A 13,923-nucleotide genomic window follows, 5' to 3' on the forward strand; every position below is an offset into this window, starting at 1 on the left:
CCCGAGAAAAATAGAAAATCAAAAAAAAACCTAAAATCCGTCATTCCCGCGCAGGCGGGAATCCAATCCGTCCGGTTTCCGTTTTTTTTTTGAATTTCAGGTAACTTCCAAACCGCCATTCCCGCGAAAGCGGGAATCTAGAAACTCAAAGCTGCAAGAATTTATCAAAAATGACTGAAACTCAAAAAACCGGATTCCCGCCGAAAACAGGAATCCGGAGTCTCAGGGTTGGAAAAACCGTTTTTCCCGATAAGTTTCCGTACCGACAGACCTAGATTCCCGCCTGCGCGGGAATGACGATATTTCAGTTTTCTGTTTTGATTTTTTTGTTTTTGCGGGAATGACGATATAGTGGATTAACAAAAATCAGGACAAGGCGACGAAGCCGCAGACAGTACAAATAGTACGGAACCGATTCACTTAGTGCTTCAGCACCTTAGAGAATCGTTCTCTTTGAGCTAAGGCGAGGCAACGCCGTACTGGTTTTTGTTAATCCACTATAAATGACGATATAAGTATTTTTATTTTAATCCGCCATATTAACGCACCCGGCCAAACAGCATAAAGGCACGGGCAGCCCGATTTGGATTGACCTATTTCCCCGACACCCTCGCCATCAGCTCGTCCGCCAAGGCAAGATACGCCTTGGTACCCTTTGCCTGCGCGTCGTAAGCCATCACCGGCATACCGTGGCTCGGCGCTTCCGCAAGGCGGATATTGCGCGGGATGACGGTTTCAAAAAGCAAATCCCCGAAATGGCTGCGCAACTGTTCGCTGACTTCGGCAACCAGCCTGCTGCGGCTGTCGTACATCGTACGCACGATGCCCGTGATGTCCAAATCGGGATTGACCGCCTGACGGATTTTGCGCACGGTCGCAATCAAATCGGAAATCCCCTCAAGCGCGTAATATTCGCACAACATCGGCACAATCACGCCGCCCGCCGCCACCAGCCCGTTAAGCGTCAACAGTGTCAGCGAAGGTGGACAGTCGATCAGGATAAAGTCGTAATCTTCCGCCACTACCTTGAGCGCGTTTTTCAAACGCACTTCCCGGGCGATTTCCTGTACCAGCTCGATTTCCGCGCCGGCCAGCGCGCGGTTCGCACCCAACACGCCGTATCCGCCCTCTTTGCTGCGTACCGCCGCCGACTGCACGTCCGCATCGCCCAATAAGACCTGATAAACGCCGGACTGCAAACTCGCCTTGTCGATACCGCTGCCCGTCGTCGCATTACCCTGCGGATCCAAATCGACCACCAGCACGCGTTTGCCGCGCGATGCCAGCGAAGCCGCCAAATTTACCGTCGTCGTCGTTTTGCCCACACCGCCCTTCTGATTGGCGATGGCAAGGATGTTCACACTCATGTCCCGCCCGTGTCCCGTCTGATGTTGAAAAAAGAAAAACAGTGCGGAATTTTACCTTTATCCGCACAAAAAAGGTATTCATGCCGTCTGAAGCGCGCTCAACGCTTGCTCAGGATAACGATATGGCGTTCCGCATCCAAGCCCGGCACGTCGAGCCTTTGGACTTTTTCGACGCACACATCCTGCGGCAGGCGGTCAATTTCTTCCTGCGGATACACGCCCTTCATCGCCGCCCAGTAGCCGCCGTCTTTCAACAGATGCGCCGTCCAAGACACAAAATCCGCCAGTTCTGCAAACGCACGGCTGGTAACCACATCGGCACGCACGTCCGAAACCGCCTCCACGCGCCCCGACACCACGCGCACATTGTCCAATCCCAACTCGATAACCGCCTGCTGTAAAAAAGCCGTTTTCTTCGTATTCGCATCCAACAGCGTAATCTGCACATCGGGACGGCACACCGCCGCCGGAATGCCGGGCTGGCCGCCGCCCGAACCGACATCCAGCATCGTCTGTGCGCCTTCGATATAGGGCAGCAGCGTCAGGCTGTCCAAAAGATGATGGACAACCATTTTTTCCTCGTCGCGCAGGGCGGTCAGATTGTAGGTTTTGTTCCACTTTTTCAACAAATCCACATAGGCCAAAAGCCTGTCCTGTGCCGCTGCGGAAATATCCAAACCCAATGCGGCGATGCCCGATTGCAGGCGTTCTTTGCGTTCCATATCCCTATCCTGTCCATGTTCAGGCGTAATGTTAACGGAAAAACATGCCGTCTGAAACCGCGTATCGGCGTTTCAGACGGCATTTCCCATTCCAACCTATTTTTTCCTGTGGAACACCACCGGCTGCACCGGCGCGCGCGTCAAGCGTTTGGGCAGCGTCAGCATAGACACCAGCCACACGGCAAACGCATATTCCGACACCGCCTCCCCGCGCAGCCCGCCCAAAGCCTCACTGCCCAACAACAGCTCGAAAATCCAAGCCACCGCTGCTGCCGCGCAAGCCGCCACGCCCGACAGAAACAGCGCGTAACGCAAATACCGCCGCATCATCTTTTTGTACGCCAGTTTCGTCAGACCCGCTGATACAACCACATTCAAAAACGCAAACACGCCATACACAAACCACACCACGCCGTCCCAACCGCCACGCCAGCCGAATCCGCCGCCCGACACCGACACCAGCAACCCCGCCCGTCCAAACGCAAGCGCAAAGGCATCATGCACCGCCAACGCAAACGGCAGCGTCAAAAACACCAGCCCCGCAAACAGAGCCGCATAAGGATATTTCTCGTTCACAAACATTGCCGTCCCCCTCTTCCGAAACAGACCGAATTATATAGTGGATTAACAAAAATCAGGACAAGGCGACGAAGCCGCAGACAGTACAAATAGTACGGAACCGATTCACTCGGTGCTTCAGCACCTTAGAGAATCGTTCTCTTTGAGCTAAGGCGAGGCAACGCCGTACTGGTTTTTGTTAATCCGCTATACCGCGCACTGCCTTGCCGCCCGCCAGAAAAGTTGCACAAACAACCGTTCATATATATCATAACGAAAAACGCCGGTGTAGCTCAGTCGGTAGAGCAGCGCATTCGTAACGCGAAGGTCGGGGGTTCGATTCCCTTCTCCGGCACCAATACCAAGCACAGACCCTCCCTCGGGAAGCCTGTGCTTTTTCACATTTCCGCTTCAGACGGCAACCGATATGAACACCTCGCAACGCAACCGCCTCGTCAGCCGCTGGCTCAACTCCTACGAACGCTACCGCCACCGCCGCCTCATACACGCCGTGCGGCTCGGCGGAGCCGTCCTGTTCGCCACCGCACTCGCCCGGCTGCTCCACCTCCAACACGGCGAATGGATAGGCATGACCGTCTTCGTCGTCCTCGGCATGCTCCAGTTTCAAGGGGCGATTTACTCCAAGGCGGTGGAACGTATGCTCGGCACAGTTATCGGCCTGGGTACGGGTTTGGGCGTCTTATGGCTGAACCAGCATTATTTCCATGACAATCTCCTCTTCTACCTTACCGTCGGCACGGCAAGCGCACTGGCCGGTTGGGCGGCGGTCGGCAAAAACGGTTACGTCCCTATGCTGGCGGGGCTGACGATGTGCATGCTCATCGGCGACAACGGCAGCGAATGGCTCGACAGCGGACTCATGCGCGCCATGAACGTCCTCATCGGCGCGGCCATCGCCATTGCCGCCGCCAAACTGCTGCCGCTGAAATCCACACTGATGTGGCGTTTCATGCTTGCCGACAACCTGACCGACTGCAGCAAAATGATTGCCGAAATCAGCAACGGCAGACGCATGACCCGCGAACGCCTCGAGGAGAACATGGCGAAAATGCGCCAAATCAACGCCCGCATGGTCAAAAGCCGCAGCCATCTCGCCGCCACATCGGGAGAAAGCCGCATCAGCCCCGCCATGATGGAAGCCATGCAGCACGCCCACCGCAAAATCGTCAACACCACCGAGCTGCTCCTGACCACCGCCGCCAAGCTGCAAGCCCCGAAACTCAACGGCAGCGAAATCCGGCTGCTCGACCGCCACTTCACCCTGCTCCAAACCGACCTGCAACAAACCGTCGCCCTTATCAACGGCAGACACGCCCGCCGCATCCGCATCGACACCGCCATCAACCCCGAACTGGAAGCCCTCGCCGAACACCTCCACTACCAATGGCAGGGCTTCCTCTGGCTCAGCACCAATATGCGTCAGGAAATTTCCGCCCTCGTCATCCTGCTGCAACGCACCCGCCGCAAATGGCTGGATGCCCACGAACGCCAACACCTGCGCCAAAGCCTGCTTGAAACACGGGAACACAGTTGACGGTCAAACACGATGCCGTCTGAAACGCCTGCCGCTTCAGACGGCATCCCCAATCCGCCTACCTTGTCGTCATGCCCGAATAACGGTACTATTCGCAGTTAACAGTTTTCATGCCGTCTGAAAGGTTTGAAGCGCGTTTCAGACGGCTGCCCGCTTACCTTATCTTACCGAAAGAACAATATGATCAACGATATTCAAAAAACAGCCGAAGGCAAGATGCAGCGTTCGGTCGAAGTACTGAAAGAAAATCTGGCGAAAGTGCGTACCGGCCGCGCGCATACCGGCCTGCTCGACCAAGTGGAAGTCGAATACTGGGGCAGCATGGTCCCCGTCAGCCAAGTTGCCAACGTAACGCTTCTGGATGCGCGCACCATCGGCGTGAAACCGTTTGAAAGCAATATGGCTGCCAAAGTCGAGAAAGCCATCCGCGATTCAAACTTGGGTCTGAACCCGGCAGCCGTCGGCGATTTGATCCGCGTGCCGATGCCCATGCTGACCGAGGAACGCCGCAAAGACCTGATTAAAGTCGTACGCGGCGAAGCGGAAGAAGGCCGCGTCTCTATCCGCAACGTGCGCCGCGATGCCAACGACCACATCAAAAAACTCCTCAAAGACAAAGAAATTTCCGAAGACGAGGCACGTCGCGGCGAAGAAGCGGTTCAAAAACTGACCGACAAATACATTACCGAAGCCGACAAACTCCTGACTGCCAAAGAAGAAGATTTGATGGCGGTTTAACCTGCACGGTCCGGCGTTCAGACGGCATTTGAACGCCGAACCGCGAAAGGCAGACATGAAAAGCAGCACGCAGGCCGTTTTAGAACACACCGCCATCCCCAAGCATATCGCCGTGATTATGGACGGCAACGGCCGTTGGGCGAAAAAACGTTTCCTCCCGCGCATAATGGGACACAAACGCGGTTTGGACGCGTTGGAAAATATGGTGAAGCATTGCGCCAAACTGGGTGTGCAATATCTGACCGTGTTTGCCTTTTCAACCGAAAACTGGCGCCGCCCCGAAGACGAAGTTTCGTTCCTGATGGGGCTGTTTTTACAGGCTTTGCAAAAACAGGTACGCCGTCTGCACGAAAACAATATGCGCCTGAAAATACTGGGCAGCCGCGAACGCTTTAATCGGCAGATTCTGCAAGGCATCGAAGAGGCGGAAGCCTTGACGGCAAACAATACCGGCCTGACCCTGAGCATTGCCGCCGATTACGGCGGACGTTGGGATATTTTGCAGGCGGCAAACAAACTGATTGCCGAAGGCGTATCCGAGATTACGGAAGACACGCTGGCCAAACACTTGATGCTGGGCGATGCGCCCGAGCCGGATTTGTTCATCCGCACCGGCGGCGAAACGCGCATCAGCAATTTCCTGCTCTGGCAAATGGCTTATGCCGAACTGTATTTCACCGATATTTTGTGGCCCGATTTTGACGGCAAGGCTTTGGACGATGCCGTCGCTTCGTTCCAAAAACGTGAACGGCGGTTCGGACGCACCTCCGAGCAACTGCCTATCGAACAGCAAAGGAACTGAATATGCTGAAACAACGGGTGATAACCGCTATGTGGCTGCTGCCGCTGATGCTGGGCATGCTGTTTTACGCGCCGCAATGGTTGTGGGCTGCATTTTGCGGACTGATTGCCCTGATTGCCTTGTGGGAATATGCCCGTATGGGCGGCTTGTGCAAAATCAAAACCAACCATTACCTCGCCGCAACCTTGGTTTTCGGCGTGGTTGCTTATGCGGGCGGCTGGATGCTGCCTAATTTGGTTTGGTATGTTGTTTTGGCATTTTGGCTCGCCGTTATGCCTTTATGGTTGAGATTCAAATGGAGGCTCAACGGCGGTTGGCAGGTTTATGCCGTCGGCTGGCTTCTGGTCATGCCGTTTTGGTTCGCGCTCGTATCCCTGCGCCCGCATCCCGATGATGCCCTGCCGCTGCTCGCCGTGATGGGTTTGGTCTGGGTTGCCGACGTTTGCGCGTATTTCAGCGGCAAGGCGTTCGGCAAACACAAAATCGCACCGGCAATCAGCCCCGGCAAGAGCTGGGAAGGCGCAATCGGCGGCGCGGTTTGCGTGGCCGTGTACATGACCGCCGTACGAAGTGCCGGCTGGCTGACATTCGATACAGGCTGGTTCGATACCGTGTTAATCGGTTTGGTGCTGACCGTTGTCAGCATATGCGGCGACCTGTTGGAAAGCTGGCTCAAGCGCGCGGCAGGCATCAAAGACAGCAGCAACCTGCTGCCCGGACACGGCGGCGTGTTCGACCGCACCGACAGCCTGATTGCCGTTATCAGCGTCTATGCGGCGATGATGTCGGTTTTAAATTGATTCTATGCCGTCTGAAAATGCTTCAGACGGCATCCGGTATAAAGTTATCCTCATTATGACACCACAAGTCCTGACCATATTAGGCAGTACCGGCAGCATAGGCGAAAGCACGCTGGACGTTGTCTCCCGCCACCCCGAAAAATTCCGCATCTTCGCGCTGGCAGGGCATAAGCAGGTTGAGAAACTGGCGGCGCAATGCCGGACGTTCCGCCCCGAATATGCCGTCGTTTCCGATGCCGAACACGCCGCCCGGCTTGAAGCCCTGTTGAAACGCGACGGCACGGCGACGCAGGTTTTACACGGCGCGCAGGCATTGGTTGACGTTGCGTCTGCCGACGAAGTCAGCGGTGTTATGTGCGCCATCGTCGGGGCGGCGGGACTGCCTTCCGCGCTCGCAGCGGCGCAAAAAGGCAAAACCATTTATCTGGCGAACAAAGAGACGCTGGTGGTTTCCGGCGCATTGTTTATGGAAACCGCCCGTGCAAACGGCGCGGCAGTGTTGCCCGTCGACAGCGAACACAACGCCATTTTCCAAGTTTTGCCGCGCGATTACACAGGCCGTCTGAACGAACACGGCATCCGTTCGATTATCCTGACCGCTTCCGGCGGCCCGTTTTTAACGACCGATTTAGGCACGTTCGACAGCATTACGCCCGAGCAGGCGGTCAAACACCCCAATTGGCGTATGGGGCGCAAAATCTCCGTCGATTCCGCCACCATGATGAACAAAGGTTTGGAGCTGATTGAAGCGCATTGGCTGTTCAACTGCCCGCCCGACAAGCTCGAAGTCGTCATCCATCCGCAATCCGTGATACACAGCATGGTGCGCTACCGCGACGGCTCCGTGCTGGCGCAACTGGGCAATCCCGATATGCGTACGCCCATCGCTTATTGTTTGGGCTTGCCCGAGCGCATCGATTCGGGTGTCGGCGACCTTGATTTCGACGCATTGTCCGCGCTGACTTTCCAAAAGCCCGACTTTGACCGCTTCCCCTGCCTGAAGCTCGCCTATGAAGCCATGAACGCGGGCGGAGCTGCGCCCTGCGTATTGAACGCCGCCAACGAAGCCGCCGTCGCCGCCTTTTTGGACGGACAGATTAAGTTTACCGACATTGCCAAAACCGTCGCCCATTGTCTTTCACAAGACTTTTCAGACGGCATAGGCGATATAGAAGGACTGTTAGCGCAAGATATGCAGACACGCGCACAGGCGCGGGCATTTATCGGCACACTGCGCTGATGCCGTCTGAACACCGTTATCAAAGGAAAACCATTTGCACACCCTTCTAGCTTTTATCTTCGCCATCCTGATTTTGGTCAGCCTGCACGAATTCGGACACTACGCCGTTGCAAAATTATGCGGCGTAAAAGTGCTGCGTTTTTCCATCGGCTTCGGCAAACCGTTTTTCACCCGAAAGCGCGGCGACACCGAATGGTGCCTCGCCCCGATTCCGTTGGGCGGCTACGTCAAAATGGTTGATACGCGCGAAGGCGAAGTATCAGAAGCCGATTTACCCTACGCTTTTGACAAACAACATCCCGCCAAGCGCATCGCCATCGTCGCCGCCGGCCCACTGACCAACCTCGCACTGGCGGTTTTGCTGTACGGACTGAGCTTTTCCTTCGGCGTAACCGAACTGCGCCCCTATGTCGGCACAGTCGAACCGGACACCATTGCCGCCCGCGCCGGCTTCCAAAGCGGCGACAAAATACAATCTGTCAACGGAACACCCGTTGCAGATTGGGGCAGCGCGCAAACTGAAATCGTCCTCAACCTCGAAGCCGGCAAAGTCGCCGTCGGCGTTCAGACGGCATCGGGCGCGCAAACCGTCCGCACCATCGATGCCGCAGGCACGCCGGAAGCCGGTAAAATCGCAAAAAACCAAGGCTACATCGGACTGATGCCCTTTAAAATCACAACCGTTGCCGGCGGCGTGGAAAAAGGCAGCCCCGCCGAAAAAGCAGGCCTGAAACCGGGCGACAGGCTGACTGCCGCCGACGGCAAACCCATCGCCTCATGGCAAGAATGGGCAAACCTGACCCGCCAAAGCCCCGGCAAAAAAATCACCCTGACCTACGAACGCGCCGGACAAACCCATACCGCCGACATCCGCCCCGATACTGTCGAACAGTCCGACCACACCCTGATCGGGCGCGTCGGCCTCCGTCCGCAGCCGGACAGGGCGTGGGACGCGCAAATCCGCCGCAGCTACCGTCCGTCTGTTGTCCGCGCATTCGGCATGGGCTGGGAAAAAACCGTTTCCCACTCGTGGACAACCCTCAAATTTTTCGGCAAACTAATCAGCGGCAACGCCTCCGTCAGCCATATTTCCGGGCCGCTGACCATTGCCGATATTGCCGGACAGTCCGCCGAACTCGGCTTGCAAAGTTATTTGGAATTTTTAGCGTTGGTCAGCATCAGCCTCGGCGTGCTGAACCTGCTGCCCGTCCCCGTTTTGGACGGCGGGCATCTCGTGTTTTATACTGCCGAATGGATACGCGGCAAACCTTTGGGCGAACGCATCCAAAACATCGGTTTGCGCTTCGGGCTTGCCCTCATGATGCTGATGATGGCAATCGCTTTTTTCAACGACATTACCCGCCTGCTTGGCTGAATTTCACGTTTCGTTATGCCGTCTGAAAGCATAACGCACCACAAGGAACTTATGATGAAACTGAAACAGATTGCTTCCGCACTGATGGTCTTGGGCATATCGCCTTTGGCATTTGCCGACTTTACCATCCAAGACATCCGTATCGAAGGCTTGCAGCGTACCGAGCCGAGCACCGTATTCAACTACCTGCCCGTCAAAGTCGGCGACACCTACAACGACACACACGGCAGTGCCATCATCAAAAGCCTGTACGCCACCGGCTTTTTCGACGACGTGCGCGTCGAAACTGCGGACGGGCAGCTCCTGCTGACCGTCATCGAACGCCCCACCATCGGCTCGCTCAACATCACCGGCGCAAAAATGCTGCAAAACGACGCCATTAAGAAAAACCTCGAATCGTTCGGGCTGGCGCAGTCGCAATACTTTAATCAGGCGACACTCAACCAGGCAGTCGCCGGACTGAAAGAAGAATACCTCGGACGCGGCAAACTCAATATCCAAATCACGCCCAAAGTAACCAAACTCGCCCGCAACCGCGTCGACATCGACATCACGATTGACGAGGGCAAATCCGCCAAAATCACCGACATCGAATTTGAAGGCAACCAAGTCTATTCCGACCGCAAACTGATGCGGCAGATGTCCCTGACCGAAGGCGGCATTTGGACATGGCTGACACGAAGCAACCAATTCAACGAGCAGAAATTTGCCCAAGACATGGAAAAAGTAACCGACTTCTACCAGAACAACGGCTACTTCGATTTCCGCATCCTCGATACCGACATCCAAACCAACGAAGACAAAACCAAGCAGACCATCAAAATCACCGTCCACGAAGGCGGACGTTTCCGCTGGGGCAAAGTCTCCATTGAAGGCGATACCAACGAAGTACCCAAAGCCGAACTGGAAAAACTGCTGACCATGAAACCCGGCAAATGGTACGAACGTCAGCAGATGACCGCCGTTTTGGGTGAGATTCAGAACCGCATGGGCTCGGCAGGCTACGCATACAGCGAAATCAGCGTACAGCCGCTGCCGAACGCCGAAACCAAAACCGTCGATTTCGTCCTGCACATCGAACCGGGCCGGAAAATCTACGTCAACGAAATCCACATCACCGGCAACAACAAAACCCGCGACGAAGTCGTCCGCCGCGAATTGCGCCAAATGGAATCCGCTCCTTACGACACCTCCAAGCTGCAACGTTCCAAAGAGCGCGTCGAGCTGTTGGGCTACTTCGACAACGTACAGTTTGATGCTGTCCCGCTTGCCGGCACGCCCGACAAAGTCGATTTGAACATGAGCCTGACCGAACGCTCCACCGGTTCGCTCGACTTGAGCGCAGGCTGGGTGCAGGATACCGGTTTGGTGATGTCTGCCGGCGTATCGCAGGACAACCTCTTCGGCACGGGCAAATCCGCATCCGTGCGCGCCTCACGGAGCAAAACCACGCTTAACGGCTCGCTGTCGTTTACTGACCCGTACTTCACGGCAGACGGGGTCAGCCTGGGCTACGATATTTACGGAAAAGCCTTCGACCCGCGCAAAGCATCGACCAGTGTCAAACAATATAAAACCACCACCGTCGGCGGCGGCGTAAGGATGGGTATCCCCGTTACCGAATACGACCGCGTGAATTTCGGTTTGGCAGCAGAACACCTGACCGTCAACACCTACAACAAAGCACCCAAACGCTATGCCGACTTTATCAAACAATACGGCAAAACCAACGGCACAGACGGCAGCTTCAAAGGCTGGCTGTACAAAGGCACCATCGGCTGGGGGCGCAACAAAACCGACAATGCCCTGTGGCCGACGCGCGGCTACCTGACCGGCGTGAATGCCGAAATCGCCCTGCCCGGCAGCAAACTGCAATACTACTCCGCCACCCACAACCAAACCTGGTTCTTCCCCCTGAGCAAAACCTTCACGCTGATGCTCGGCGGCGAAGCCGGCTATGCCAACGGCTACAGCAAAACCAAAGAAATCCCCTTCTTTGAAAACTTCTACGGCGGCGGTCTGGGTTCGGTGCGCGGCTACGAAAGCGGCACGCTCGGCCCGAAAGTGTATGACGAATACGGCGACAAAATCAGCTACGGCGGCAACAAAAAAGCCAACGTTTCCGCCGAGCTACTCTTCCCGATGCCCGGTGCGAAAGACGCGCGCACCGTCCGCCTGAGCCTGTTTGCCGACGCAGGCAGCGTATGGGACGGCAAAACCTATACCGCCACCGAAAGCGGCAACAACAAATCGGTTTACCCGGAAAACGCGCACAAATCCACCTTTACCAACGAATTGCGCTATTCCGCCGGCGGCGCGGTTACCTGGCTCTCGCCTTTGGGCCCGATGAAATTCAGCTACGCCTACCCGCTGAAGAAAAAACCGGAAGACGAAATCCAACGCTTCCAATTCCAACTCGGCACGACGTTCTAATCCCACAAATGCCGTCTGAAGCCCTTCAGACGGCATTTGCGGCAACATCCGAAGGAGTTTTACCATGACCCATTTGACCCGCGCGCTCGCCGCCGCCCTGATCGGTTTGTGCTGCACCGCAGGCGCGCACGCCGACACCTTCCAAAAAATCGGCTTTATCAACACCGAGCGCATCTACCTCGAATCCAAGCAGGCGCGCGAGATTCAAAAAACGCTGGACGGCGAATTTTCCGCCCGCCAGGACGAATTGCAAAAACTGCAACGCGAAGGTTTGGATTTGGAAAGGCAGCTTGCCGAAGGCAAACTCAAAGACGCAAAAAAGGCGCAAGCCGAAGAAAAATGGCGCGGGCTGGTCGCAGCGTTCCGCAAAAAACAGGCGCAGTTTGAAGAAGACTACAACCTCCGCCGCAACGAAGAGTTTGCCTCCCTCCAGCAAAACGCCAACCGCGTCATCGTCAAAATTGCCAAACAGGAAGGTTACGATGTCATTTTGCAGGACGTGATTTACGTCAACACCCAATACGACGTTACCGACAGCGTCATTAAAGAAATGAACGCCCGCTGACCCTTTCAGACGACATATCGAACAGGAAAACCATGATTCCGGCCACCTACACCCTGTCCCAAATCACCGCGCAGCTCGGCGGCGAATGGCGCGGCGAGGACATTTCCGTTACCGCCGTGCGCCCGCTCGCAGACGCGCAGGCGGAACACATCAGCTTCCTCGCCAACCCGAAATACAAAGCCGAAGTCCACGACAGCAGCGCGGGCGCGGTCATCGTTTCCGCCAAAGCAGCAGACGGATTTGAAGGGCGCAACCTGATTGTCGCCGACGACCCCTATCTCTATTTCGCCAAAGTCGCGCGCCTGTTTTCACCCGTCGTCAAAGCGCGCGGCGGCATCCATCCGACCGCCGTCGTCGAACCGAGTGCCACCGTTCCCGCAAGCTGCGAAATCGGCGCGAACGCCTACATCGGCGCAAACACCGTGCTCGGCGAAGGCTGCCGCATCTTGGCAAACGCCGTCGTCCAACACGATTGCAAACTGGGCGACGAAGTCGTCATGCATCCCAACGCCGTCGTTTATTACGGCTGCACACTCGGCAGACGCGTCGAAATCCACAGCGGCGCAGTCATCGGCGCGGACGGTTTCGGACTCGCCTTCGCCGGCGATTCGTGGTTCAAAATCCCGCAAACCGGCGCGGTAACACTGGGCGACGACGTAGAAATCGGCTCGAACACCAACATTGACCGCGGTGCGATGAGCGACACCACCGTCGGCAACGGCACCAAAATCGACAACCAAGTCCAAATCGGACACAACTGCAAAATCGGTTCGCACACCGTCATCGCCGCCAAAACCGGCATCTCAGGCAGCGTAACCATAGGCAGCTACTGCATCATCGGCGGCGGCGTTGGCACGGTCGGACACATCGAAATCGCCGACAAAACCACCATCGGCGGCGGCACGTCCGTCACCCACAGCATTACCGAAAGCGGCAAACACCTCGCCGGCATCTTCCCGATGTCCGAGCATAAAGAATGGGCGCGCAACGCCGTTTACATCCACCGCTTAAGCGAAATGAACAAACGCCTCAAAACGCTGGAACAGCAGCTTTCAGACGGCAAAGACACGCAATAAATCCAAACCGATTTTTCCAAGGAACACAAAAACATGGACGTTCAACTCCCCATCGAAGCCAAAGACATCCAAAAACTCATCCCCCACCGCTACCCGTTTCTCCAACTCGACCGCATTACCGCCTTCGAGCCGATGAAAACCCTGACCGCGATTAAAAACGTCACCATGAACGAGCCGCAGTTCCAAGGCCACTTCCCCGACCTGCCCGTGATGCCCGGCGTGCTGATTATCGAAGCCATGGCGCAAGCGTGCGGCACGTTGGCGATTTTGAGCGAAGGCGGGCGCAAAGAAAACGAATTCTTCTTCTTCGCCGGCATAGACGAAGCCCGTTTCAAACGCCAAGTCATCCCCGGCGACCAACTCGTCTTTGAAGTCGAGCTGCTGACCAGTCGGCGCGGCATCGGCAAATTCAACGCCGTTGCCAAAGTGGACGGGCAAGTTGCCGTCGAAGCCGTGATTATGTGTGCCAAACGCGTGGTTTGAGTGTTCAGAAAAAGGTCGTCTGAAAGTTTCAGACGACCTAATAAAAAGAAAACCCACCGGTTTAGGTTTATTCAAACCCAGGGACACGGTGGGGATTAGTTTTATCTAACTGTATCAAATATAGTTTGAAACGTCAATTTTATAGTGGATTAAATTTAAACCAGTACGGCGTTGCCTCGCCTTAGCTCAAAGAGAACGATTCTCTAATG

General features: G+C 55.8%; 13 protein-coding genes and 1 tRNA gene. 11 read left to right on the forward strand and 3 right to left on the reverse strand.

Annotated features, from left to right (window positions below):
- Window positions 1-593: 593 nt before the first annotated feature.
- From Q9I99_RS08975 to Q9I99_RS08985, 3 genes are all read right to left on the reverse strand, one after another.
- Window positions 594-1,367, reverse strand: coding sequence for a ParA family protein (locus tag Q9I99_RS08975; protein ID WP_301667525.1), 774 nt, complete (start codon window positions 1,365-1,367; stop codon window positions 594-596).
- A 98-nt stretch (window positions 1,368-1,465) separates the two neighbouring features.
- Window positions 1,466-2,089: a 16S rRNA (guanine(527)-N(7))-methyltransferase RsmG gene (rsmG, locus tag Q9I99_RS08980; protein ID WP_301667524.1), complete on the reverse strand. Its 624-nt coding sequence runs from the start codon at window positions 2,087-2,089 to the stop codon at window positions 1,466-1,468.
- Between the two features lie 96 nt (window positions 2,090-2,185).
- Window positions 2,186-2,671, reverse strand: coding sequence for a hypothetical protein (locus Q9I99_RS08985; protein WP_301667523.1), 486 nt, complete (start codon window positions 2,669-2,671; stop codon window positions 2,186-2,188).
- A 258-nt stretch (window positions 2,672-2,929) separates the two neighbouring features.
- Here Q9I99_RS08985 and Q9I99_RS08990 point away from each other — a divergent pair.
- The 11 genes from Q9I99_RS08990 to fabZ all read left to right on the forward strand — a co-directional run bounded on the left by Q9I99_RS08990 (window position 2,930) and on the right by fabZ (window position 13,714).
- Window positions 2,930-3,005 (forward strand) — tRNA-Thr (locus Q9I99_RS08990).
- Window positions 3,006-3,074: 69 nt separating this feature from the next.
- Entirely contained in the window at window positions 3,075-4,202 is a 1,128-nt protein-coding gene (locus Q9I99_RS08995; protein WP_301667522.1) for an FUSC family protein, read from the forward strand.
- 180 nt (window positions 4,203-4,382) lie between these two features.
- On the forward strand, window positions 4,383-4,940 hold the full coding sequence (gene frr, locus Q9I99_RS09000) for a ribosome recycling factor (RefSeq protein WP_301667521.1): 558 nt from the start codon (window positions 4,383-4,385) through the stop codon (window positions 4,938-4,940).
- Between the two features lie 55 nt (window positions 4,941-4,995).
- Window positions 4,996-5,742, forward strand: a complete 747-nt coding sequence (gene uppS / locus Q9I99_RS09005; protein WP_002218592.1) for an undecaprenyl pyrophosphate synthase — start codon at window positions 4,996-4,998, stop codon at window positions 5,740-5,742.
- A 2-nt stretch (window positions 5,743-5,744) separates the two neighbouring features.
- A complete protein-coding gene (locus Q9I99_RS09010) occupies window positions 5,745-6,542 on the forward strand; it encodes a phosphatidate cytidylyltransferase (RefSeq protein WP_301667518.1) in 798 nt (265 codons plus the stop codon).
- A gap of 4 nt (window positions 6,543-6,546) precedes the next feature.
- Window positions 6,547-7,782, forward strand: a complete 1,236-nt coding sequence (gene ispC / locus Q9I99_RS09015) for a 1-deoxy-D-xylulose-5-phosphate reductoisomerase (RefSeq protein ID WP_301667517.1) — start codon at window positions 6,547-6,549, stop codon at window positions 7,780-7,782.
- A 34-nt stretch (window positions 7,783-7,816) separates the two neighbouring features.
- On the forward strand, window positions 7,817-9,157 hold the full coding sequence (gene rseP / locus Q9I99_RS09020; protein WP_301667516.1) for an RIP metalloprotease RseP: 1,341 nt from the start codon (window positions 7,817-7,819) through the stop codon (window positions 9,155-9,157).
- A 54-nt stretch (window positions 9,158-9,211) separates the two neighbouring features.
- Window positions 9,212-11,590, forward strand: a complete 2,379-nt coding sequence (bamA, locus tag Q9I99_RS09025; protein ID WP_301667528.1) for an outer membrane protein assembly factor BamA — start codon at window positions 9,212-9,214, stop codon at window positions 11,588-11,590.
- Between the two features lie 64 nt (window positions 11,591-11,654).
- Window positions 11,655-12,155, forward strand: coding sequence for an OmpH/Skp family outer membrane protein (locus tag Q9I99_RS09030; protein ID WP_301667515.1), 501 nt, complete (start codon window positions 11,655-11,657; stop codon window positions 12,153-12,155).
- 32 nt (window positions 12,156-12,187) lie between these two features.
- Entirely contained in the window at window positions 12,188-13,231 is a 1,044-nt protein-coding gene (gene lpxD, locus Q9I99_RS09035) for a UDP-3-O-(3-hydroxymyristoyl)glucosamine N-acyltransferase (RefSeq protein ID WP_219217647.1), read from the forward strand.
- Between the two features lie 33 nt (window positions 13,232-13,264).
- Window positions 13,265-13,714, forward strand: a complete 450-nt coding sequence (gene fabZ, locus Q9I99_RS09040) for a 3-hydroxyacyl-ACP dehydratase FabZ (RefSeq protein WP_003675936.1) — start codon at window positions 13,265-13,267, stop codon at window positions 13,712-13,714.
- The last annotated feature ends 209 nt before the right edge of the window (window positions 13,715-13,923 follow it).

Source organism: Neisseria basseii, assembly GCF_962707005.1.
GTDB lineage: Bacteria > Pseudomonadota > Gammaproteobacteria > Burkholderiales > Neisseriaceae > Neisseria > Neisseria bergeri.